This is a genomic window from Oceanobacter sp. 3_MG-2023 (genome assembly GCF_030688925.1).
Lineage (GTDB): Bacteria > Pseudomonadota > Gammaproteobacteria > Pseudomonadales > Oceanobacteraceae > Oceanobacter.
The window spans coordinates 35,737-57,748 of record NZ_JAUYVX010000002.1 but is presented as its reverse complement, the minus strand read 5'-3'; the positions used below and the strand labels follow the sequence as shown (position 1 = coordinate 57,748).

Below are 22,012 nucleotides of genomic sequence, written 5' to 3'. Positions count from 1 at the left end.
CATTAATCGAATATAATCACCGCTGGTTTCTGCCGCCAACCCAACCCCGTCGCTGTGATAACCTTTCAGCTATCACTTACGGGGACATCTATTTAATCCTGCACGGCTCTGCGCGAGTGTTGCCGTTGTTCAGGGCAAGGCGACGAATGCAGTGAAATGACGAGTCCTTTTCAAATTCTCCCCTTACGGATAACGGTTATGAAAATCCTGCACACGTCTGACTGGCATCTGGGTCAGAGCTTTTTTACCAAGAGCCGCAAGGCTGAACATCAGGCCTTTCTTGATTGGCTGCTGACACAGGTACGACGTTATAACATCGATGCCGTGATCGTAGCGGGGGACGTGTTTGATACCGGTACCCCTCCGAGTTATGCACGAGAAATGTACAATCGATTTATAGTCGCGATCAGCCAGTGCCACTGCCGCCTGGTTATTTTGGCGGGCAATCACGATTCGGTTTCAACGCTGAATGAATCCAGGCAGCTGGTGGCGTGCCTGGATACGCAAGTAGTGGCCAGTATCAGCCCGCTGGACCCCCATGAGCAGCTTATCGAGCTGGAATATCGCCATGGCAGCGAGCGTGAGCATGGTGACGCGGCTGGCCCGGTTGGTGCCATCGTCTGCGCTATTCCCTTTATCCGCCCGCGCGACGTGCTGCAAAGCCGGGCCGGTGAGTCGGGGTTGGAAAAACGTCAGGCCCTGGGGGAGGCCATCCAACAACATTATCAGCGGGTTTATCAGGCGGCACTGGCACTCAAGACCAGCAAACAACTCGACGTACCGATTATTGCGACAGGACATTTGACGGCGCTGGGCGTCAGCCAGTCAGACTCCGTTCGCGACATCTATATCGGCTCGCTGGACGGGTTTGCTGCGGATGGTTTCCCTCCGGCAGATTATATTGCTCTCGGGCATATTCATCGGCCACAGCGGGTGGCCAAATCCGAGCATATCCGTTACAGCGGATCGCCCATTCCACTCAGCTTTGATGAATTAAAAACGACCAAACAAGTGGTCATGGTCGAATTTTCTGGTTCACACACCGTTGCGATAACCCCTGTTGATGTGCCGGTTTTCCAACCGATGGCCGTTATCAAGGGAGATCTGGCAGCCATCGAACAGGGGTTGCTGGCCTATCAGCATATACCTGCTGATCAACCGGTCTGGCTATGTATCGAAGTGGAACAGCAAGACTATCTGGCCGATTTGCCGCAACGGATTCAGGCCCTGACCGAAGGGCTGGCGGTCGAGGTCTTGCAACTGCGCCGTTCACGGCTCCATGGCCGTCAGGTATTAACCCGGCAAGCACAGGAAACATTGGCAGAGCTGACCCCGGCGGAGGTCTTTGGCAAACGTCTGGCGCTGGAAAACCTTGACGATCAGCCCGGCAGGCAGGCCCGGATTGAAGTGCAGTTCCAGCAGATTCTGGCAGAAATCGAGCACCCGGAGCACGACGCATGAAGATTTTAAGCCTCCAGTTCAAGAACCTGAACTCACTCAAGGGCGAGTGGAAAATCGACTTCACCCAGGCGCCATTCAGCGACAACGGCCTGTTTGCCATTACCGGCCCGACCGGGGCAGGCAAAACCACCTTGCTCGATGCCATCTGCCTGGCGCTTTATCACCAGACGCCCCGGCTGGGTCAGATCACCACATCGTCCAATCAGATCATGACCCGCGGCTGCGCGGATTGTGCCGCCGAAGTGCAGTTTGACGTTAAAGGCATGGCCTATCGGGCACACTGGAGCATGCGTCGCTCCCGAGGCAAGGTCGATGGCAATTTGCAGCCTGCCTGTGTCGAGCTGGCCGAAGTTGCCAGCGGCAAGGTTCTGGCGACCCAGTTACGCGCCAAGAGTGAAATGATCGAGGCCATCACCGGACTGGACTTCTCCCGTTTTACCAAGTCCATCCTCCTGTCGCAGGGAGAATTTGCCGCCTTTCTGAATGCCAATGCATCCGCCCGTTCGGAGTTACTGGAGGAACTGACCGGCACTGAAATCTACGGCCAGATATCAATGCGGGTGCATGAGCATCATGCCAGCGCCAAGCAGCAACTGGCTGAACTGCACGCCCGGGCCCAAGGGGTGCAACTGCTGGATGATGCCCAAAAACAACAGCTGCAAGAGGAAGCCGGGCAATTACAGCAGCAACAAACAGCGATCAAACATGAGATAGCCACCACCAGTGCCCATCGTGACTGGTGGCAACAATATGACTGGGCCCGAAAGCAGCGGATCACCCAGGCCGAACGCCTGCAGGCGGCCGAAGACCATCTGGCCAGCGCCCGGTCCGATATACAACGCTTGCAGCGCAGCGAACCGGCGGTGCAACTGCAGACCCCATACCGCTTGTTACAGGCGATACGCAGCGAAATCGAACAGCATCAGCAGGACTGTCGGCAAAAACAGGCACAGCAACACCAGCTGGCCGCTGAGCTGGCCAGTGCAACGACCCGTTTGACCGGGCAGAGCCAGGCACTGGCAACGGCCAAAACCGGGCACCAGCAGCAAGAGCAATTGCTGAACGACCAGGTGGTACCACTGGATCAACAGCTGCTTGCCCAGCAAGACAAACTCAGAGAATTGCAGCAGGCCATCGATGATGAGCTGCGGCAACAAACCGGACATCAGCAGCACCTGGAACATCTGAGCGACCAGCGGCAGAGCCAGACGCAACAACAAGCCAAGGTTGAGCATTACCTGACGCAACAGGCGGCGGACCAGTCACTCAAGCAGTATCTGGGGCAATGGCAGCAACAGGCCCGGCAGATTCAGGCGGCCAAGCAGCAGTTGGCGCAGCAGCGTGAAAAAGAGGTCGAGCTACAACAGCAACTGACCCGGCAGCAAGGTCAGCAGCAACAGGCTCAACAGCAATACCAAGAGGCTGACAGCGCCGCGACGACCAAAGAGCAAGCCTGGCAACAGGCGGTTCAGGCGCTGGCTGGTGCCAGCCGTGAACTGGGCACTCTGGATCAATTGGAGCAGCAGCGTACCGGGCAGCTGGAGCAGTATTCCGTATTACTGAGCTTGCTATCCATCAGCAAACAATGGCAATCCCTGGCGGCAGAACAACGGGATAAACAAGCCATAGCCGAGGATAGGCAGCGCCAATGCACCCACGTCGAACAGACACTCAGCCAGTTGAAAGGCCAATACCAGCAACAGCAGCAACTGGTACAGGTGTTAACCCAGCTGGTGACCCAGGACGAACAGCTGGCCCATTATCGGGCTGCCCTGCAGGCTGGTGATCCGTGTCCACTGTGTGGTTCGCAGGAACATCCGCAACTGGACGCCGACAAACATCAAGAGGCGCTCAACGGCGGCTTGAGCCGTGACTCTCAACATATTACCGAGAAGCTGGACGCCGAACGGGTACTGGATAGCATCAGGGAACAAGGGCAGGAAGCCAAAGAGACACTGGCATCCAGCCAACGTTATCAACAAGAACTGGCGCAGCGTCTGACGGATATCCAGGTTGAGCAAGCCGACTTGCAACAACAATGGCAACAGCAATGGGAGCAACAGTGGCAGTCCAGCATCGCCAAATCGGAGCAAGACATTTTGCTGACGATTGCCGACACCCTGGCGCTGGAGCGACAGATAACCCGGCACCAGGCCGAGCAGCAGCGTTATGGCGAGGCCATTCAGCAGCTCAACGCTCTTAATAAACAGTGTGAGCAGGCCCGGCAACAACGGGATCATGCGCTGCAGCAGCTGACCAGCGCCCGGACCGGGCTGGCCCTGGCCGATCAGGCCATCACTAACAGCCGTCAGATGCTGGACGACCATCAGCAACAACAAGCCCTGACGGCGCAACAAGCCGAGACCTTATGGCACACCTTTGTCACGCAACTGAGCGAACAAGGTTATCCCGCGCCGTCGCCGGCAGAATTGGCCTTATGGCTGGCCGCCCGACAGCAAGACAGCCAAAAGTGGGACGACCATATCCGTCAGCAAGAACAGCTCAAGGCCAGCCTGAACCGGTTGGATGCCGATTATCAGCACTGCCAGCAACAGCTGGATAAGATAAAGCAGCAGCTGACCGATACCCGCGAAAAACAGACCCGGCTGAAGCAGACGGTCACGACGCTGCAGGCCCAGCGTTATCAGCTGTTTGGCGACAAAAGTGTGCGGCAAGAACGGGACAACAGCATCACCGCACTGCGGCAGGCCGAAGCGGACTACCAGACTGCCCAGCATCAGCAACACACGGTATCCAGTCAGCATCAGGCTCTGCAGGCCGAGTTAACCACACAACAGCACGGCCTCGACCGCTTGCAAGCTCGACTGGATGAGCAGCAATCCGACTGGCAGTCACAGTTGGCGGCCAGCCCCTTCGCCACCGAAGCCGATTTTCTGCAGGCCTTGTTACCGGAGGCCGAACGTCAACGCCTGCAGCTACAGAAACAACAGCTGGATAACGAACTGGAACGCAGTCGCGCCTTGCTGGAGCAGGCCGAACAGGCCTGCCATCAGATCCTGGCAGTCCCGCAGGCGGCGATTTATCAACAAATGGCACTGGCTGAGGTAGAGCAGGTGTTAGCCGGATTAACCACCCGGCTGGAACAACTGAACCAACGGGCTGGTGAAATCAGTCACGCGCTCCACTCCGACCAGACCCGGCGCGACAGTCAGCAAGCACTGTTTGATCAAATCGCAGCGTTCCAGCGAGACTATGACGATATCAGCTATCTGCATGGCCTGATTGGCTCACGGGACGGCGCCAAATTCCGTAACTTTGCCCAAGGCCTGACGCTGGACAATCTGGTGGTACTGGCCAATCAGCAGCTGCAACGATTACACGGCCGTTACTTGTTGCAGCGCAAACAGAATGCGGGTCTGGAGCTTAGTGTGCTGGATACCTGGCAGGGCGATGCCGAACGGGATATCACCACCCTGTCGGGAGGTGAAAGTTTTCTGGTGAGCCTGGCGCTGGCGCTGGCGTTGTCGGATCTGGTCAGCCACAAAACCAGCATCGACTCGCTGTTTCTGGATGAGGGTTTTGGCACGCTGGACAGCGAGACACTGGATATTGCCCTCGATGCGCTGGATAACCTCAATGCCTCCGGCAAAATGATCGGCGTTATCAGCCATGTGGAGGCAATGAAAGAACGGATTCCAACCCAGCTGCGGGTGATCAAAAAAAGCGGCTTGGGTATCAGTGAGCTGGATCCGATATATCGCATGACACAATAAACGGCGTGAGGTCGTTGTGACTCTGGCGATCAGTCAGCATCCGCCAAGGGCAGCAGCCGCTTTTTGTAGGCGGTGGCGTTCATATCCCGAATATCAATGCTGAGGCTGGTGACATCGGGTAACTGCTCGGCCAGCACCTGCCGCAGATTGATTGCCAGCTGTTCTTTTTGCTGGTCAGTGCGACCCTCCAGCAGCGACAAGGTAATATGAAGGAAGGTTTCGTCGTCTCGGCGCAGTAAAAAATGGTCGTACGGCATGGCCCGTACCTTGATGTCTTGCGGTTGGATAATACCGCCCTGGCAGGCGGCTTCGAACAGCTGTTGCATCAAGGGGCGCAACGGGGTTGTTTGCTCGATCACTCGAGCGTATTCAATGACCAGGTGAGGCATATTAATCTCTGATATCCGGATAAATGACGGGATGCATGGCTGGGTCGACTGGGTAATCGGCTATGGATCAGGGTCCGTCGTGTGTGCGGGCAGACAAGATAAAGAGCCGCGCACACCATGGGCATGCACAGACTCTCACTGCTCTGGGCTGGCACCGTACTAGAACAGGTTAAAGTATTCCCGCTCTTCCCACTCTGAAACCGTGGTCAGGTAACGATTCCACTCGGCTTTTTTCAAGTGCGCATAATAGTCGACAAAGGTGTCGCCAAACTGCTGGCGGTACAGCGCACTGCTTTCGAACAGCTGTACGGCGTCCATCAGACACTGGGGCAGGGTTTCTGCGCCGGTATCGTAGGGTTTGGAAACCGGTGCTGGTGGTTCCAGTTCACGGTTGACACCATCCATACCACTAATGATCTGGGAGGCCAGATACAGGTAAGGGTTGGCAGCGGGTTCGCCGACGCGGTTTTCAATCCGGCTGGCGTTGTCACCGGGGTTGGCCAGACAGCGCACCATGGCGCCCCGGTTGTCTTTACCCCACTGGATCCGGTCGGGGGCCAGCGTAAACGGACGATAACGTTTGTAGCCGTTAATGGTGGGTGTCGACAGCACACAGCTGGCTTTGGCGTGGGCCAGAATACCGGCGATCCAGTGCTGGCCAAGGCGTGAAATCGGTTCTCCAGCGGCCGGTTCAAAACAGTTGTTGCCGTGCTCCAGCGATACAATCGACTGGTGCAAATGCCAGCCGCTGGCCATGGAGTCCTCAAACCGTGGTCGACACATAAAGGTGGCGTGCAGGCCGTTACGCTGACACACCTGTTTGACCATGGAACGGAACAGAATCATGTTGTCGGCTTGTTGCAACGCCGGAGCCGGGTCGAAGGTGACTTCAAACTGGCTGGGGCCAAACTCCACTTCTAACGAGCGTACGGGCAAATCCAGACCTTGGGCGTTCCGGCGAATCAGGTCGAAAACCTCTTCCATCTCATCGTAGCGGTCTTCGGTCAGGTACTGATAACCCTGATTCAGTAACTCGGTTGTTGGCGGTGGGCCTGGTTGACCGGCATCGTCGAGGCCACGAGGCTTGTTGATGGTGCGGAAAACATGAAATTCCACTTCCAGCCCGGCAATAAATTCATAACCCTGATCATTCAGTTGTTGCTGGGCTTTTTTCAGCATGGCCCGGGTCGACAGTTCAACTGGCGTACCGTCGGTCTGATACAGGTCGGCCAGTATCCAGCCGGTATGGGGTGACCACGGCAGGATTTTAAATGTGGTTGGGTCGGGCAGCATCAGTACGTCGCTGGCGCCGGTCATTTGTCCTTCGCCAAACCCGGCGTCATCTTGCCATACTGAAAACACCGTCCGATGCGAGGTGTCTTTCAGCAGCATGGTCGAGCTCATGGTGATGCCTTTGTTCAAGGCAGACGCCAGGCCGCTGGCAACGATGGTCTTGCCACGCAGTACGCCGTGCTGGTCAACAAACGACACCCGAATGACTTCGAGGTTGCAGGTTTGCATGGTGTCGAGCAGGGTTTTGCAGGCAGAAATCTGTTCCTGACTCCACAAATTGTATTTACCGGAAAAGCTGTTTTCGTCGTCGAATACACCGGTCATGGTTTTCTCCTCGCAGGGCCTGTTACCGCAGTAACACACCCTGACGCTTGATGTTGGTTTAGGCTTACAGTTCAGCGTCCCAGTCGCAGGCGGCACGGCGTTGCTGATCGCTGGTTTGCCAAACGCTTTCCCAGTCCTGGGTTGGTGCGATGGCGTCAATGGCGATAGGGCCTTTGATATCGCGTGCCTGGGCGGCACTAAGCTGTAATGGCAGTTCACTTAAATCGCCGCCATCGCTGATGATCTTCATGGCTTTACGCAGTTTGCGGCGATGCTGGATGATGGCCTTGTCGGTGGTGCCCAGGTGTTCGTTGGTACGATCCTGGATATTGCCCATGGATTCACAGGCCCACTGGTCGTGGACATTGATGTCCATGCCCATACCGGTCCAGGTCAGGGTTTCCTGTTCTTTCTGGTTATAACCATAGTGGTTGCGCTTGTTCCGGATCGGGGCGTAGTCGGGCAGGGTGTGTTCTTGCAGGCGCTGGGCACGCATGGTGTCCTTGTCGACCGGGTTGCCAAAACTGGTGAACATCGAGAACCAGTAGCAGTTTTCGTCGTCGATCGGTACATGCCACTGGGTGATGGTCATTTCATTCGACATCGGAATGGTAATGGCGCACGGGAATACCTGGTTGGTCAGGCGCACATGGCTGGTGCCGTTTTGCAGATCACGCAGGGCGATGATGCGCATGCCGTAATCGGTGTCCTTGACGATGATTTCCGGGCGATCAAACTCGCGCAAGACCTGGGTCATGGGAATATTGGTATCGGCGGCGGTGTCGCGGAATTGCTTGCCGTAGCTGTCTTCCGGGTCTTCATCGAGCAGGAAGCGGTGCAGGAATGAGGCGTGCGCCGGGTCGATGCCGACTTCCAGTGCTTGCAGCCAATTGCATTCCCACAGGCCTTTAAAAGCAAAGACGTGGGTGTCCGGGGCTTTGAAACAGTCGAAATCCGGGAAGGCGGGTGGCTCGCCGGTGCCCAGGAAGGCGAAAATAATGCCGTTCACTTCATGCAGCGGGTAGGAGTTGATGCGGATTTTTTCGTGCATCTTTGAGCCTTCCGGCTCCGCGGGCTGGTCAACACATTGACCCTGGGCATCGAATTTCCAACCATGGAAGGGGCAGCGGATACCGCCTTCTTCCTTGCGGCCGAAACACATATCGGCACCCCGGTGCGGACAATGACGATCCAACAGCACCAGTTTATCGTCTTCGTTACGGAAGAGGGCCAGTTCTTCACCCAGCAGGTTGACGGGTACGACCGGGCGGTCGCTGTCCAGCTCTTCGGACAGGGCGGCAGGCATCCAGTATTGGCGTAACAGTTTACCGGCTGGATCGGATGCCTTTACAAGGCTGAGTTCGTTGTTTTTTTCCTGGCTCATCATAGTGGGTATCTCCTGCGATCAAGCAATCATCAGCGAATTAGGTAAAGCTTTTCAGGCGCACAGCGGTATCGGCAGCGGCGTCTTTGGGCAATGGGAAACGTTGGCTAACCAGCTTGCGGGCGGCAAGGTGGTCGGCAGCGGCGTTGACGGAATCGACGCGGATCAGCCGCTCATTCTGGTAGTACAGCAGCGAGAATTTGCCGCTGGCGATGTCGCCACGAACAATCAGGTCGTCGTAATCCATGGCGTCGCCCACCATTTGTAATTTGATGTCTTTCTGGTCAGACCAGAACCAGGGTGCTACTGGCTCCGGCGCTGGCTGGCCGGTGATATTGGCGGCGATCGTTTTGGCCTGTTCCAGAGCGTTTTGTATGGATTCAATATGCGTGGTGCGGCCATCGGCCCGGGTCGTGATGGTGCAATCCCCACAGGCGTACACTGCCGGGTCGGAGGTGCAGCCGCCGGGGTCGACCAGAATGCCGTTCTGACAGGCCAGTCCGGCGTCCTGGGCGAGCTGGTCATTGATGGTGGCACCAATACCGACCACCACCAGATCGGCGGTGAGTGTCTGGCCATTGCTCAGTTGCAAGCAGGTCTGGTGAGCGCGGTTATTGGTGTTGTTCTTATGGGTGTCCGTATTTTGTGGATAAGAGTGGGTGTCCGGGTTCTGCGGGTCCTGTGTCCGGTTCTGTGTGGTCAGGCGCTCAACGGTGGTGTCAAAGCAGAATGCAACGCCGTTTTGTTCATGGGTCTGCTGCATAAAAGCCGACAGCTGTGCCGGAAACAGGCGGCTCAGGATACGGCTGCCGTGTTCGACCACCGTCACCTGTTTGCCGAGGCTGACAGCGGTGGACGCGACTTCCAGACCAATAAAGCCGGAACCGATGACCACGATGGACTGGGCCGCATCAAAATCCGCCTTGAGGGCAATGGCGTCATCCAGATCCCGTAACACCCGCACCCCCGGCATACCAGCGGCGGCCGGTAAGGTCCGGGCACTGGCACCGGTGGCGATGACCAGCTGGTCGTAGTGAAAGGTGACCTCGCGGTTATCGTGCCAGGCACTGACGCTTTGGTGCTGACGATCAATCTGCAAGGCGCGGTGATTCAGGAGCAGAGTGATGTCCTTTTGTTGATAAAAGGCTTCCCCGCGCAAGGCCAGACGCTGGTTGTCGAGGGCTTCTTTCAGGTATGCCTTTGACAGCGGTGGCCGCTGGTAGGGCAAATGGGTACCGGCTTCCAGCAGGGTAATCGGCAAGTGATAGCCGTTATCCCGCAGTGAAGCCGCAACCTGTACACCGGCATGAGACGCACCAATAATCAGGGTGCCTGCTGCATGGCTCATGACTGGCATTCCGGTACTTCAAAAATAACACCGGCCATGGCTTCGGTGGCCAGCAGCTGGCAGCTCAAGCGGCTGCCCGGTCGACGTTCGGCAGCGGTTTCTTCGAGCATTTCCAGCTCTTCATCGTTCGCGGGCGTGACGCTGTCGAGCAGGCTGTCGGGCAAGTAAAGGTGACAGGTCGCGCACATACAGCTGCCGCCACATTCGGCTTCGATGCCGTCGATGTTATTGACAATGGCCGCCTGCATGATGTTCTGTCCCAGCGGCGCGTCAATATGCTGGATGTTGCCGTCCGGGAGTTTGAATCCGATGTGAATGGTGGCGTTGCTCATAATGATTATCCCCTTGAAAACGGAGTGTCAGTTCAGTTGCCCAGAAGCTCTGGTAAAAACAGTGAAATAGCAGGAAAAGCGATCAGGATGGCCAGCCGTAAAAAGTCGGCCAGGACGAAGGGAATAACTCCAACCATGACATCGTTGATCTTGAGGTTTTTGGTGGCACCCTGTACCACAAACAGGTTCATGCCGACGGGGGGCGAAATCAGCCCGGTTTCGACCGTGACCACGGCAATAATACCGAACCAGATCGGATCAAAGCCGCTGGCAACAATCACCGGATAAAAAATCGGCACGGTAAGCAGAATCATGGCCAGACTTTCGAGAAAGCAGCCCATCACGATGTAGAACACCACAATCAGCGCCATCACCATCCAGGGGGAGAGCTGATAGACATCAATCATATCGACCATGGCGAACGAGACCTGGCTGACCGATAACAAGAAGCCAAAGACTTCGGCACCAATCAGAATCACAAAGATGGTTGATGTGACGGCCACGGCTTCGGTAACGGCCTCGCGGAAATCATCCCAGCCCAGGCCACGTACCAGCGCAAAGACCAGCGCCAGTCCAGCGCCTACGCCACCGGCTTCGGTGGGGGAAAACAAACCGCCGTACAAACCGCCCATCACCAGGCCAAACAACAGCCCTACAGGAGCAAATTGCAGCAAGGCTTTGCGCAGTGAACTGTTCTCGTCGGGTGCTTGTTCACCGGAGGGTTTCCACTTTCGCACCATCACGGTGACGGTAGCCAGATAGAGCGCATAAGCCAGCAAGCCCGGCAGGAATCCGGCCAGAAACATATCGCCGACCGATTGTTCGGTAATCAGCGCGTACAGCAACAGCGCGACCGACGGCGGAATCATGATGCCCAGGGTGCCCCCGGCGGCCAGCGATCCAGCGGCCAGACGAGGGTGATAACCCTGTTTCATCATTTCCGGGTAAGCCACCCGGGTCATGGTCGACGCTGTTGCCAAAGAAGAACCGGAAATGGCCGAAAATGCCGCGCTGCCACTGACCGCAGCCAGTGCCAGACTGCCATTCCAGCCCTTGGTGAAATAACGGGCAGACTCAAACAGGTCTTTGGAGAATCCGGCCCGAGCGGCCAGACTGCCCATTAACAGAAATAAAGGAATCAGGGTGAAAGAGTAGTTGGATGCGGTTTCGAAGGCCGCGGTTTCCAGCACGTTGAGTGCTGGCTCCGGGCCAACGATCAGGGCAAAGCCTGAAGCACCCACCAGAATCATGGCCAGACCAACCGGGCACCCCAGTGCCAACAACATCAGAATGACCACCATGCCACCCAGACCAATTACAAGAGGATCCATCGTATTACCTTTTGGTTAGTCGTCTTGGGAAACAGGGCGTTGCGGATGCCGCGCCAGCCACAGGCCCGTCAGCACAATGGCAACGCAGCACACCGTCAGTGCGCCATAAAACAGATACAGTGGAATGCCGAGGTCCTGGGAACGATCACCACGGTCGATCATTTCAACCATGGTGCCGAAAAACAGCCAGCCAATAACGGCTGCAAACGCGGCCAGCAACAGATGCCAGATACGCTCCAGCACCCGCTTGAGAAGGTCGGGTAATTTATCGAGTAACAACTCGACACTCACCAGCCCATGAGTGGCTGCCCGAGGCAGCGAGGCAAACACCATGATGAGCAGGGAATAACTGGCCAGCTCGACCGAGCCAGGCATGACCAGTTGCAGTTCTCCGCCACTGATGTCGAACACCAGACGTCCCAGAACGCTGGAAACGACCACAAACAACATGCATACCAGGGCCACGAAGGCCACTTTGTCGAAAAATCGAATGATTGTTTCCACCTTGATTCTCCCTGCTCAGATCACTCAGTTCAGTTCGGCTTCGCAGGCGCTGACATAACCTTTGACGCTGTTATACGTTGTTGTACCGGGCAGACCCTGCTCGTCGAGGCGGGTAATGTAGGATTGCGTTACACCGTCAACAATGGTTTGCCACTGCGCACGTTCTTCTGCAGACAAGGTATTGATGGTGCCGCCTTCTTCCTTGATTTTGGCAATACCGACGAGATCGGCGTCGTCATAGCCCTGACCGGCGTTGACGGCCCAGTCCATACCAGAGTTGTCGTCGATGACTTTTTTCAGATCGGCAGGCAGCTTGTCGTAAGCGCGTTTGTTCATGGTGGTCACAAAGGCCAGCGAGTAGAAGCCGAAGTCGAGATGCTGATCAGAGACTTCATAAGCACGGAAGCTGTTAACCGCTGACCATGGCAGCATGTAGCCATCAATAACGCCCCGTTGCATGCTCTGGTAAATAGACGGTGCGGGCATACCAATTGGCTCGGCACCCAGTTCGCCGATCAGTTCGCCAATCAGGTCGGTAGGACGACGGATTTTCAGGCCTTTCAGATCGTCCAGAGAGGTGACGACCTGATCCTTGGTGTGCAAGTGACCGGGGCTATGGGTATGGACGTAAAGCACCTTGGTTTCTTCGTATTCCTTGTCGAGCACGCCGCTGTCATACAGCTTCTGGAAGGCGCAGGAACCAACGGCACCGGTCTTGAACAGGCCAGGCAGTTCCATGATCTGACTGAGTGGGAAGCGTCCGGCGGTATAGCCCTGTACGGTCCAGGCGATATCGGCAATGCCATTTTTGGCGTTGTCATAACCGGCAGGGGCCTTGCCCAATGTCTGGGCCGGGAAGACCGTCACCTTGAGGCGACCTTCGGATTGTTCTTCGACAGCTTTTTTCCAAGACTCGAACATGCGTTCACTCTGCCAGCTGTTTTTCGGCATGAAATGAGCAAAACGCAGGTTGGCTTCGGCGGCCAGAGTTGAGGCCGAACTGAGTGCCAGCAGGCTGGAAAAGGCAAGCGTTGACAGGTTTTTTCTCACGGCTTTCATCGATAGCTCCACAGCGGCTTATAATAATTTGATCGATAATCGAACTTATGTTTCAATATCGATCACTACTTATAGAATGTCAGTTTGATCTGAGTCAAATTTTTTTTAATCCATCGCTTTACAAAGCCAACAAACCAAACGTGCGCACAGCGCCGTTGAAAGCGCCTTCATTAATCGGAAAGGAATAGTCCAAGTGTTTGAAAAATATAATGAAAAAGATATATCCATGACCTTTGCAAAAGGCCTGGAAGTATTGGAGGCGTTTAGTGGCACGGATCGATCCATGACCATTCCCAATATAGCTGAGAAAACCGGCCTGAACCGAACGGTCGCTCGCAGACTGGTGCTGACATTGCAATATCTGGGTTATCTGGAATGCAGCAACCGGGTGTACAAACTGACGCCCAAAATACTGGGTCTGGCGGGGGAGTTCCTGCAGGGCAGGGACATTGGCAAGCATGTCACGCCGATTCTGCGGTCGTATTCACTCAAGCTGGGAGAAGGGATTTCCTTTGCCATGCTGGACGGCACCGAAGCTATTTATGTGGCTCATTCACCCAGCGATCCGGGCATGATTACCCAGGGGTTTACCGTGGGTTACCGGCTACCCCTGCACGCCACCGGGATCGGTCGGGTTCTGGTGGCATTTTCCACGGATGAGATGCAAGAGCAGCTACTGCAGGATGCGCCTCGGACAGCGTATACCGAAGACACCAAAATCGACCTGGAAGACCTTCGTCTGGATCTGAAAAAGGCCCGAATCAACGGTTACGCCCTGGTGGCCAACGAATTCGAACAAGGGGTGACATCGTTGGCAGTACCGGTCATGCGTGGCTCGGCTCTGATCGGTGCGCTGGGTATTGTTGGCCCCACCCCTCGCTTTGAGGATGCCAATGGGCTGTTTGAACGGATATTGGCATTACGGGAATGTGCTGAGGCCATTGCCGTGTTTGCCTAGTCTGTTTACCTGAGACAGCACACAAGCAGTCTCCTAGGGTGGTTGGTGTACACTCTCGGCCACATCGTCAACCAGGTTCAACATCCTTATGAAAATATGGCTGATTTGCCTCGCACTCTCCATGCTGATTTCTGTCTGCGGACTGATTGGCTTTATTTATGTTTCGGCTCAAGACATCTGCCTGGATTCTGGCGGACGCTGGCTTGGTTTGATATCGGGGTGCGATGAGGGCAAGACGTATTCATTGCAGTATTTGAGCTCACCGCTAGCGATCATGGTGTTTTTGGGGATTACCGTAGGAATCAGCAGTGTCTTGGTGCAGATCTACCAGTTATTGGTCCGGCCTCCTGTTTCACGGCGTCCATCCAATGGTCGCCGCTGAGGCTGCGAGAGATACCGTGCCATCGGTGAGTTGCCAGCATCAGCTACAAATAAATCCTGCTGTCGTCAATCGGGATTAAGACTGAAACTTCCATGTAAAAAACAGTAATATACCGTCCGCTAGCCGTTTTTAAACTTGATGACAAAACTACAAATTCAGGAGAGAGTATGAAAAGGATCGCAGCAGTTGCTTCAATCGTGATGTTGGCCAGTGGGTGCACCACATTCGACGCTTATACCGGTGAAGAAAAAACATCCAAAACTGCAATAGGCGCAGGCATTGGCGCCAGCGTTGGGGCTGTGGTTGCTTATGCTACCAACAAGGATGAAGACAGCGGCACCCGTAATCGCCGGATTCTGGCGGCGGCTGCAGGTGGTGGTTTGGTTGGTGGCAGCATCGGCTACTACATGGATGCCCAAGAAGCCAAATTACGTAAACAACTGCGTGGCACTGGCGTCAGCGTTGAGCGGGTTGGCGACAATATCAACCTGATCATGCCAGGTAATATTACTTTCTCTTCGGGTCGTTCAGCGATCGCCTCCAGCTTTTATGAAGTGTTGAACTCAGTGGTATTGGTACTGGAAGAATACGACTCCACATTGGTGGTGGTTTCTGGCCATACCGACAGCGACGGCTCTGAAACCTTTAACCAGGCATTGTCGGAACAGCGTGCCAAATCCGTGGCTAACTACCTGCAAACCCAAGGCATCAACTCCGTACGACTGGACCCGGTTGGCTTTGGTGAAAGTCAGCCGATTGCCAGCAACAGTACCGAAGCCGGCAAAGAACTGAACCGTCGTGTTGAAATCACGCTGCTGCCGATTACGCAAGACTGACGGTGACGGCATGACAAAAAAGCCGCCTGATTCAGGCGGCTTTTTTGATCGTTTTTAAATAGGACACCCACTCTAGTTTTTAAATAGGACACCCACTCTTAAAAGCGTTTTTAAACAGGACACCCATTCTTAAAAGCGTGCAGACAATCAACAGCAACAGAGCGAAGCCATCAGGGCTGATGTATCTCAGCCATTGCACAATGAATTTCAATTTTAGCGAGCTGGTTTGCCTGTAGGCGATGACAGTGCCTTGAAAATATCGTCGTTTGGCAAATACGCAGGCTCAAGCGTATCGGGCTTCAGGTATATACCTGAAGAATGCTGTCGTTGTTGGTTTGGATGCAGAATCTAGCTTGCCACCAGTAGTCTGGCCCGACCAATCCCTGTCGGTCGTTTGTAGCCCAGTTGCTCACACACTGATCGAACCTTGGCTTCATTGCCTGCAAAGGTCGTAAAGCACTGCTCGAACTGCTGGCTCATGGCTAGCCATTGTTTTTCGTCCAGGCCTATGCGGTGGAGAACAGGCGATAACCCTTCACTGATTACACCTCGCTTATCGGAGCGAAGTATGCGCCCGGTTGCATCGACTAACGACAGGTAGCTGGTTAACGGCATCTGGATTCCTGTTGGAGAATCTTGCCGTGGGTTTCCGACGAATGGCAGCAAGTGCGGGCACTGCCGGGTGATGTGATCAGGTGTTGATGTTGTTTGAGCCTGCTTAATACGACGTTTCACCGACGTGTGATCAGCCTTTTCCGGTGTCTCGGCAATGCCAGCCCTAACCGGGTTTAAATCGACATATGCCATGCAGCTGAGCAGTGCGGCTTCGTCCAGCAGCGCCTGGGATTTAAAGCGACCTTCCCAGAAGCGGCCCGAGCAACCATCTTCACTGTTCGCCTCACGGGCAATGGCTTCATTCAGCACCCGCATAAACCAGCTGATATCTGACAGTCGTGAACGCCACTCGTCGACCAGTATTTTTAGCCGCTGCTGCTCGGCTTCGGCCAGCTGCTCTTCTTGAACAAAACGTTGTGATAATACGTTGCCTTTGAAGAGCTGGTGCCAGCGCTGCACAACGTCCATATCGCTCCAGGCTTGTGCTTGCTTGATATCCACAAACAGTACGACATGGTAGTGATTCGACATCACTGCATAGGCGGCAACTTGAATAGCAAATATTTGTGGGAGGGCAAGAATCCGCGCTTCAAGCCAACTGCGGCGATGTTCATAGCACTGGCCAGACACCGAATCGGTGCCGCACAAAAAGGCGCGTCGAACGCATCGGGACACGCAGTGGTAGAAGGGTGTTGCTTCAACAGAGACTTGTTGTTTCCGTGGCTTTGGCATGATCGTACCCCGTCCTTGAAGTTAACGAAGCATTATTATGGCGCTTGGGTTATGCAATGGAATCAGGCAAAAGTGCTGATTTAAGTGGGTGTCTCTGTAGTGCTCTGGTGTCTCTGTAGTGCTCTGTGTCCTGATTTAAGTGGGACCGGACCGCGAACCCAGGCCGTATTCAGGTGGGTGTCCACATAGAAGGGACCAGAAGGACTAGGATGGACTTAAGTGGGTGTCCATGTAGGAGAGAAAGACCAGGATCTAAAAAAGATGGTGCGGAAGGAGAGACTCGAACTCTCACACCTTGCGGCGCTGGAACCTAAATCCAGTGCGTCTACCAATTTCGCCACTTCCGCAAACAGAGCGCGGATAATACAGAACTCTTTGCTTGCTGCCAAGTCCATGATCATCGCGGTTGTTCACTGGATGCGTCCGAACGCTGGCTGGTGTAAGTTGAGCCTTTCGCCTTCAGGGGTTTCGGGAAGAAATCATGTCGACTAATACTCATGTAACCAGCAACATCTTTGTGACGTTGGCGGCCGCTATTATTGTGATTGCCGGTGTGCGCAGTGCGGCGGATATTCTGGTGCCTTTTCTGTTGTCGGTTTTTATTGCCGTGCTCAGTGCTCCAATGATGCATTGGCTGTCGCGTCGTGGTGTGCCGGATGTGTTGGCGGTACTGCTGATGATGCTGGGTTTTCTGGTCAGTGGTACCGGTTTGACCGTATTTCTGGGTGGTACCGTGAATGCGTTTTATAAAGACATTCCGCTGTACGAAACCAAGCTGCAGAATTTGATGCAGGGAATCGTAGCCTGGCTGAATAATATGGGTATCGAAGTACCTGCCAACCTGTTGCGGGAATACGTCGATCCGAGTGTGGTCATGAACATGGTGACCAGCGTGTTTAATGGCCTTGGTGGTGTCTTGACCAATGCCTTTCTGATTTTGTTTACCGTGGTGTTTATCTTGCTGGAGGCCTCCGGCATGCCAGAGAAGCTGAAACGTGCTTTTGGTGAGCAAACCAGTGCGTTTGCGCATTTTGAGCGTTTCAGTAATTTGGTACAGCGTTATCTGGCGATCAAGACCTTGATGAGCCTTGGCACCGGGGTCTGTATCGGAGTGGTATTGTGGATAATTGGGGTGGATTATGCGCCGGTGTGGGCGGTGATTGCTTTTCTGCTGAATTATATTCCCAATATCGGCTCTATTATTGCGGCTGTTCCGGCTGTGCTGATTGCTTTGATCCAGTTAGGTCCAGGTTCGGCACTGGCAACGGCTATCACCTATGTGGTTGCCAATATGACGTTTGGTAATGTGCTGGAACCCCGCATGATGGGGCGTACGTTGGGGTTGTCGACACTGGTGGTGTTCCTGTCATTGATTTTTTGGGGCTGGATTCTTGGCCCGGTGGGTATGCTGCTTTCGATACCGCTGACCATGGTGGTCAAGATAGCGCTGGAAACCCGTCAGTCAACTCGCTGGATGGCAACGCTGCTGGACCATTAGTTGCTGGTCATTAGTTGCTGCCGGGCCATTGACTGTCGCTGGATGATGTCTTGCAACGGCTGGGAATACCCCGGTCTTTAGATACACCGGTTTATGTCAATAATCACGGTCAGTTGCAAAAAACCGTAAACCTGTTAGAGAACAGTCCATCGCCTGATTAGACTTGGGCTGGGAGGAACCGAATGAAATCAATATTACTGATCGACGACGACACCGAGCTGGGCGAATTATTGCAGGAATACCTGGCGATGGAGGGCTTTGAACTCACTCCGGTACACGATGGAGAAAGCGGCCTGGAGCAAGCATTAAAAGGGGATTACGATCTGGTCTTGCTGGACGTTATGTTACCTAAAATTCATGGCTTTGAGGTGTTACGCCGCATTCGGGCTGAATCCCAGGTGCCAGTGATCATGTTGACTGCTCGAGGCGAGAGTGTTGACCGGGTATTAGGGCTGGAACATGGCGCGGATGATTATATTGCCAAACCGTATCACCACCATGAACTGGTAGCGCGGATTCGGGCACTGTTTCGCCGTATCGATATGACGGGTGATTCCAGCGCACCGGTAGCCGAAGGGGCGATACAGGTGGGGTCTTTGGTTCTGACGCCCAGTGATCGGGGAGTGTGCCTGGATGGCGAGAACCTGGTGCTGACCGGTGCCGAGTTTGGCGTCTTGCAGTGCATGATGGAGCACGCCGGAGAGCTGGTCAGTAAAGACACCCTGTCGATGTCGGCATTGGGACGTTCACTGATGGCTTACGATCGTTCGATTGATATGCACGTCAGTAACTTGCGTAAAAAACTCGGCCACCGTGAAGATGGTAGTGATTGGATCAAGACGGTGCGTAGCCGCGGCTATTTGCTGGTTAAGTCCTGACCGATGATCAGACACTTTAGGGGCGTTAAGGTCAGCTGGTACCGATCGCTGTTTTTTAAGGTGTTTGTCTGGTTCTGGCTGGTGATCTTTCTCGCCATGGGGCTGGCGGTTGCTACCAGAAACTGGGTTGATGATGACTTTATGCGACCTGCGGATCTGGCAGACTCGCGCCTGTTACTGAATTTGATGGAGAAACAATTGCCGATTGTGGCAGAAGGCCGGATGCTCTGGCGGCAGCTGCGGCCGGGCTGGAACCTGGTATCGGTACCGGTGGACCGGGTTGAGGAATTACCCCACGACCTGGAAGAGTTTGCCGATCGGGCCGGCTATCTTGGACGGTCTCTGTACGGCCAGAACGATGGCTGGTTGATGCTGGGGCCAGTACAGAGTGACGGCTATCTTTATATCGGTGTTTCCCGCCAGGTTTGGCAGAACTTTCTGGACGATAAACGCCGCTGGGTGGTGCCGGTCGTGATTGTAGTGGTGGTCACGCTGCTGTGTTTCTTGCTGGTCTGGAATCTGACGCTGCCAATGCGCCGTTTGCAACGGGTCGTGCGGCAAATGGCCGAAGGCAATTTTGATGTTACCGATCTGGCTGCTGATATCAGTCGCAAGGATGAAATTGGCGTATTGGTGGCCGAAGTGGCCAGCATGGCGGACGCCACCCAGCAGTTATTGGCCAGCCATCAACAATTATTACGTGATGTCTCCCACGAATTACGCTCACCGTTAACCCGCTTGCAAATTGCGCTGGGTATCGCCCGTAAAAAAGATCAGCAGCAGCTCGTTGCGGCAGAGCATGACCGTATCGAACGGGCCGCGTTTCAGGTGGAAAATCTTATCAGCCAGATTCTGGATCTGGCTCGTTTGTCCCAGTTACGGGCCGGACAGCTGCAGCTGGAAGAACGCAGTCCTTGTGAGCAAGTGAATGGCTGGTTGCAGGATGCTGAGCTGGAGCTGGAATCCCGGCACATCAAGGTAACTTGCGACTGTTCCAAAGCACCGGCCCAGTGTTCCTGGGATTGGGTGCTGATTGAACGGGCGGTTGATAACCTGCTGCGTAACGCCATTCGGTATTCACCGGACGGTGGCTGTTTGTTGGTAGAAGTGGCTGAAGTGGGAGATCGTGTGGATATTTCGGTCATGGATCAGGGGCCTGGTGTGCCCGACGATATGCTGGAATCCATTTTTGCACCCTTTACCCAGGTTGATCATGCCCGCAGTCCCGGCGCCGGGGATATAGGCTATGGTCTGGGCCTGGCATTGGTCAGGCGAGTGGTGGAATTGCATGGCGGGAAAGTGGTCGCTGAAAACCGTCATCCTGGTCTGTGTGTTGCCCTACAACTACCAGTCGTTAATGTACCTACGACTTTTGTATGAATACTCTGGTCGAATCTTGCGGTAGATCAGGGCAATTCAAATCAGCGCAAAAGAACAGCAGTCGCCTGGAACATTTCAAGGATATAGTGGAAATACCCGGGGCTTTTTGCTATTAAGGGTGCCCCTTTCGCAATTGTTGTCTAATTGGACAACGCGTTATGCGTCGAGCCCAGGGATATTAACACCACAAAAAAAACGACTGGATGAGCACTATGTCAGAAGATCTCAAGCAAGCAGCTCTGGATTATCATCAATTTCCCAAACCGGGCAAAATCAGTGTCGAACTGACCAAACCTGCCGCCACCTCACGCGATTTGTCGCTGGCGTACAGCCCAGGTGTGGCTGAGCCGGTCAAGGAAATTGCTGCCGACCCTGAAAATGCCTACAAATATACCGGCAAAGGGAATCTGGTTGCCGTGATTACTGACGGTACCGCCATTCTGGGGCTGGGAAATCTGGGGCCACTGGCATCCAAACCCGTCATGGAAGGCAAATCTTTGCTATTCAAACGTTTTGCGGGCGTTGACTCTATCGATCTGGAAGTGGAAAGCGAAAGCCCACAAGCCTTTATCGATACCGTGCGTCGCATAGCGATTACTTTTGGTGGCATCAACCTGGAAGACATCAAGGCACCTGAGTGTTTTGAAATCGAACGCACCCTGATCGAACAGTGCGATATTCCGGTATTCCACGATGACCAGCACGGTACAGCAATCGTTACGGTTGCCGGTGCCATGAACGCATTGGAAGTTGTTGGTAAAAAAATCGAAGACGCTAAAATGTGTGTCGTCGGTGCCGGTGCTGCAGCAATCTCATGCTCCAAGCTGATGATTCTGGCCGGTATGAAACCAGAAAACATCTTTATGTGTGACCGCAAGGGCGTGATCCATTCCGGTCGTGATGACCTGAACCAGTACAAAGCCATGTTTGCTGTCGATACCGACAAACGCACCATTGACGATGCACTGGATGGCGCGGACATCTTCCTTGGTCTGTCTGGTCCTAATATGGTGACTGGTGAACAGATCAAGGCCATGGCAGCCGATCCGGTTATCTTTGCTTGCGCCAACCCGGTACCGGAAATCATGCCGGAAATCGTATGGGAAGCGCGTCCTGATGCCATCATGGCAACCGGTCGTTCTGACTATCCGAACCAGGTAAACAACGTACTGGGCTTCCCGTTCATTTTCCGTGGTGCTCTGGACGTACGTGCCAAGCGCATCAACGAAGAAATGAAACTGGCAGCAGCCAAGGCGCTGGCGGGTCTGGCGAAAGAGCCAGTGAGCCAGGAAGTGCTGGATGCATACGGTCTGGAGTCTCTGGCTTTTGGTCGCGAATACATCATTCCGAAAGCAGTCGATTCCCGTCTGTTGGGCGCGGTGTCTTTTGCCGTTGCACAAGCTGCGATTGAAACCGGTGTAGCAGCAGGCCCAATGCCTGCCAACTACCCGTTAAAAACGATTGCTGATATCTGATCTGGCGATTGTTTGATACAAAAAAAAACCGCCCCTCTTGCGAGGGGCGGTTTTTTTTGTGGCCAGCGTTTTTGATGACACGGTTATCTGGCGTTGTGG

At 54.5% G+C, this 22,012-nt stretch carries 18 protein-coding genes and 1 tRNA gene; 9 read left to right on the top strand and 10 right to left on the bottom strand.

Going from position 1 to position 22,012, the window contains the following annotated elements:
- The first annotated feature begins 198 nt into the window (after positions 1–198).
- Together sbcD and Q8W32_RS02160 are read left to right on the top strand one after the other, a co-directional pair.
- Positions 199–1,461 carry an exonuclease subunit SbcD gene (gene sbcD / locus Q8W32_RS02165; RefSeq protein ID WP_305413492.1) on the top strand — a complete coding sequence of 421 codons (1,263 nt, stop codon included), beginning with the start codon at positions 199–201 and terminating at the stop codon, positions 1,459–1,461.
- Positions 1,458–5,195 (top strand): SbcC/MukB-like Walker B domain-containing protein, encoded by a 3,738-nt coding sequence (locus Q8W32_RS02160; RefSeq protein ID WP_305413491.1) that lies wholly within the window; start codon positions 1,458–1,460, stop codon positions 5,193–5,195. The genes sbcD and Q8W32_RS02160 overlap by 4 nt, the downstream gene beginning before the upstream one ends.
- 29 nt (positions 5,196–5,224) lie before the next feature.
- Here Q8W32_RS02160 and Q8W32_RS02155 read toward each other — a convergent pair whose 3' ends face one another.
- From Q8W32_RS02155 to Q8W32_RS02120, 8 genes are all read right to left on the bottom strand, one after another.
- Positions 5,225–5,584: a 5-carboxymethyl-2-hydroxymuconate Delta-isomerase gene (locus Q8W32_RS02155; protein WP_305413489.1), complete on the bottom strand. Its 360-nt coding sequence runs from the start codon at positions 5,582–5,584 to the stop codon at positions 5,225–5,227.
- A 159-nt stretch (positions 5,585–5,743) separates the two neighbouring features.
- Complete coding sequence (locus tag Q8W32_RS02150; protein ID WP_303431112.1) at positions 5,744–7,201, bottom strand: glutamine synthetase family protein; 1,458 nt, start codon at positions 7,199–7,201, stop codon at positions 5,744–5,746.
- Positions 7,202–7,265: 64 nt separating this feature from the next.
- The gene (locus Q8W32_RS02145) at positions 7,266–8,588 is read right to left on the bottom strand and encodes an aromatic ring-hydroxylating dioxygenase subunit alpha (RefSeq protein ID WP_305413487.1); all 1,323 of its coding nucleotides are present in this window, start codon (positions 8,586–8,588) and stop codon (positions 7,266–7,268) included.
- A gap of 37 nt (positions 8,589–8,625) precedes the next feature.
- Entirely contained in the window at positions 8,626–9,933 is a 1,308-nt protein-coding gene (locus Q8W32_RS02140) for an NAD(P)/FAD-dependent oxidoreductase (protein ID WP_305413485.1), read from the bottom strand.
- Positions 9,930–10,265 (bottom strand): 2Fe-2S iron-sulfur cluster-binding protein, encoded by a 336-nt coding sequence (locus tag Q8W32_RS02135; RefSeq protein ID WP_303431109.1) that lies wholly within the window; start codon positions 10,263–10,265, stop codon positions 9,930–9,932. Before Q8W32_RS02135 ends, Q8W32_RS02140 begins: the two co-directional genes overlap by 4 nt.
- A gap of 32 nt (positions 10,266–10,297) precedes the next feature.
- Complete coding sequence (locus Q8W32_RS02130; RefSeq protein WP_305413483.1) at positions 10,298–11,596, bottom strand: TRAP transporter large permease; 1,299 nt, start codon at positions 11,594–11,596, stop codon at positions 10,298–10,300.
- Between the two features lie 15 nt (positions 11,597–11,611).
- Entirely contained in the window at positions 11,612–12,100 is a 489-nt protein-coding gene (locus Q8W32_RS02125; protein WP_303431107.1) for a TRAP transporter small permease, read from the bottom strand.
- A 24-nt stretch (positions 12,101–12,124) separates the two neighbouring features.
- Positions 12,125–13,159, bottom strand: a complete 1,035-nt coding sequence (locus tag Q8W32_RS02120) for a TRAP transporter substrate-binding protein (protein ID WP_303431106.1) — start codon at positions 13,157–13,159, stop codon at positions 12,125–12,127.
- Between the two features lie 226 nt (positions 13,160–13,385).
- On the opposite strand from Q8W32_RS02120, the gene Q8W32_RS02115 reads away from it, so the two are divergent.
- The 3 genes from Q8W32_RS02115 (at position 13,386) to Q8W32_RS02105 (ending at position 15,335) form a co-directional block, all read left to right on the top strand.
- A complete protein-coding gene (locus tag Q8W32_RS02115) occupies positions 13,386–14,117 on the top strand; it encodes an IclR family transcriptional regulator (protein WP_303431105.1) in 732 nt (243 codons plus the stop codon).
- Positions 14,118–14,205: 88 nt separating this feature from the next.
- The gene (locus Q8W32_RS02110) at positions 14,206–14,499 is read left to right on the top strand and encodes a hypothetical protein (RefSeq protein ID WP_303431104.1); all 294 of its coding nucleotides are present in this window, start codon (positions 14,206–14,208) and stop codon (positions 14,497–14,499) included.
- A gap of 167 nt (positions 14,500–14,666) precedes the next feature.
- On the top strand, positions 14,667–15,335 hold the full coding sequence (locus Q8W32_RS02105; protein WP_303431103.1) for an OmpA family protein: 669 nt from the start codon (positions 14,667–14,669) through the stop codon (positions 15,333–15,335).
- A gap of 348 nt (positions 15,336–15,683) precedes the next feature.
- Here Q8W32_RS02105 and Q8W32_RS02100 read toward each other — a convergent pair whose 3' ends face one another.
- Complete coding sequence (locus Q8W32_RS02100) at positions 15,684–16,682, bottom strand: transposase (RefSeq protein ID WP_305413479.1); 999 nt, start codon at positions 16,680–16,682, stop codon at positions 15,684–15,686.
- Positions 16,683–16,944: 262 nt separating this feature from the next.
- Positions 16,945–17,029 (bottom strand) — tRNA-Leu (locus Q8W32_RS02095).
- A gap of 134 nt (positions 17,030–17,163) precedes the next feature.
- Here Q8W32_RS02095 and Q8W32_RS02090 point away from each other — a divergent pair.
- The 4 genes from Q8W32_RS02090 (at position 17,164) to Q8W32_RS02075 (ending at position 21,913) form a co-directional block, all read left to right on the top strand.
- Positions 17,164–18,180 (top strand): AI-2E family transporter, encoded by a 1,017-nt coding sequence (locus Q8W32_RS02090; protein WP_305413478.1) that lies wholly within the window; start codon positions 17,164–17,166, stop codon positions 18,178–18,180.
- A 182-nt stretch (positions 18,181–18,362) separates the two neighbouring features.
- Entirely contained in the window at positions 18,363–19,058 is a 696-nt protein-coding gene (locus Q8W32_RS02085) for a response regulator (RefSeq protein ID WP_303431099.1), read from the top strand.
- A 3-nt stretch (positions 19,059–19,061) separates the two neighbouring features.
- Positions 19,062–20,438, top strand: a complete 1,377-nt coding sequence (locus tag Q8W32_RS02080; protein ID WP_303431098.1) for an ATP-binding protein — start codon at positions 19,062–19,064, stop codon at positions 20,436–20,438.
- Positions 20,439–20,650: 212 nt separating this feature from the next.
- Positions 20,651–21,913: a malic enzyme-like NAD(P)-binding protein gene (locus Q8W32_RS02075; RefSeq protein WP_303431097.1), complete on the top strand. Its 1,263-nt coding sequence runs from the start codon at positions 20,651–20,653 to the stop codon at positions 21,911–21,913.
- The last annotated feature ends 99 nt before the right edge of the window (positions 21,914–22,012 follow it).

Excerpts from the sequence above, each read along its gene's own strand:
- Q8W32_RS02155 (WP_305413489.1), bottom strand. The coding sequence starts at position 5,584 with ATGCCTCACCTGGTCATTGAATACGCTCGAGTGATCGAGCAAACAACC.
- Q8W32_RS02130 (WP_305413483.1), bottom strand. The coding sequence starts at position 11,596 with ATGGATCCTCTTGTAATTGGTCTGGGTGGCATGGTGGTCATTCTGATG.
- Q8W32_RS02135 (WP_303431109.1), bottom strand. The coding sequence starts at position 10,265 with ATGAGCAACGCCACCATTCACATCGGATTCAAACTCCCGGACGGCAAC.
- Q8W32_RS02100 (WP_305413479.1), bottom strand. The coding sequence starts at position 16,682 with ATGCCAAAGCCACGGAAACAACAAGTCTCTGTTGAAGCAACACCCTTC.
- Q8W32_RS02090 (WP_305413478.1), top strand. The coding sequence starts at position 17,164 with ATGTCGACTAATACTCATGTAACCAGCAACATCTTTGTGACGTTGGCG.
- Q8W32_RS02145 (WP_305413487.1), bottom strand. The coding sequence starts at position 8,588 with ATGATGAGCCAGGAAAAAAACAACGAACTCAGCCTTGTAAAGGCATCC.
- Q8W32_RS02110 (WP_303431104.1), top strand. The coding sequence starts at position 14,206 with ATGAAAATATGGCTGATTTGCCTCGCACTCTCCATGCTGATTTCTGTC.
- Q8W32_RS02080 (WP_303431098.1), top strand. The coding sequence starts at position 19,062 with ATGATCAGACACTTTAGGGGCGTTAAGGTCAGCTGGTACCGATCGCTG.
- Q8W32_RS02150 (WP_303431112.1), bottom strand. The coding sequence starts at position 7,201 with ATGACCGGTGTATTCGACGACGAAAACAGCTTTTCCGGTAAATACAAT.
- Q8W32_RS02085 (WP_303431099.1), top strand. The coding sequence starts at position 18,363 with ATGAAATCAATATTACTGATCGACGACGACACCGAGCTGGGCGAATTA.
- Q8W32_RS02105 (WP_303431103.1), top strand. The coding sequence starts at position 14,667 with ATGAAAAGGATCGCAGCAGTTGCTTCAATCGTGATGTTGGCCAGTGGG.
- Q8W32_RS02075 (WP_303431097.1), top strand. The coding sequence starts at position 20,651 with ATGTCAGAAGATCTCAAGCAAGCAGCTCTGGATTATCATCAATTTCCC.
- sbcD (WP_305413492.1), top strand. The coding sequence starts at position 199 with ATGAAAATCCTGCACACGTCTGACTGGCATCTGGGTCAGAGCTTTTTT.
- Q8W32_RS02160 (WP_305413491.1), top strand. The coding sequence starts at position 1,458 with ATGAAGATTTTAAGCCTCCAGTTCAAGAACCTGAACTCACTCAAGGGC.
- Q8W32_RS02115 (WP_303431105.1), top strand. The coding sequence starts at position 13,386 with ATGACCTTTGCAAAAGGCCTGGAAGTATTGGAGGCGTTTAGTGGCACG.
- Q8W32_RS02120 (WP_303431106.1), bottom strand. The coding sequence starts at position 13,159 with ATGAAAGCCGTGAGAAAAAACCTGTCAACGCTTGCCTTTTCCAGCCTG.
- Q8W32_RS02140 (WP_305413485.1), bottom strand. The coding sequence starts at position 9,933 with ATGAGCCATGCAGCAGGCACCCTGATTATTGGTGCGTCTCATGCCGGT.